The sequence below is a fragment of the uncultured Paracoccus sp. genome, from assembly GCF_947496875.1.
Taxonomy (GTDB): Bacteria; Pseudomonadota; Alphaproteobacteria; order Rhodobacterales; family Rhodobacteraceae; genus Paracoccus.
The window spans coordinates 1-393 of the sequence record NZ_CANMEH010000091.1 but is presented as its reverse complement, the minus strand read 5'-3'; the positions used below and the strand labels follow the sequence as shown (position 1 = coordinate 393).

Sequence of the window (393 nt, the reverse complement as noted above, 5' to 3'; positions counted from 1 at the left end):
GCTATGTCTGCGCCATCCGCGCCGGCCAACTCGGCATCGATACGGTCATCGTCGACGCGGACCCTCCCGGCGGAACCTGCCTCAATGTGGGCTGCATCCCGTCCAAGGCGCTGATCCATGTGGCCGAGGAATTTGACCGCATAACGCGGCTCTCAGCGACATCCGCGATGGGAATCGCCGCCGGCGGCGCCACGCTGGACCTGACAGCGGCCATGGCCTGGAAGAACGGCATCGTCAGCCGCCTCACCGACGGCGTGGCGACGCTGCTGCGCAAGTCAAAGGTGCGGCTCGTGACGGGCCGGGCGACCATTCGCGACGGCAAGACCGCCGTGGTCGAGACGCCCGAAGGCCCGGTGCAGATCCGCGCCGAGGTTCTGGTCCTGGCCACGGGCT

Annotated in this window: 1 protein-coding gene; it reads left to right on the top strand. The window is 68.4% G+C overall.

Features of this window, described 5'->3' with window-relative positions:
- A partial coding sequence (locus Q0938_RS19240) for an FAD-dependent oxidoreductase (protein WP_299365735.1) occupies positions 1-393 on the top strand: 393 nt, incomplete at both ends.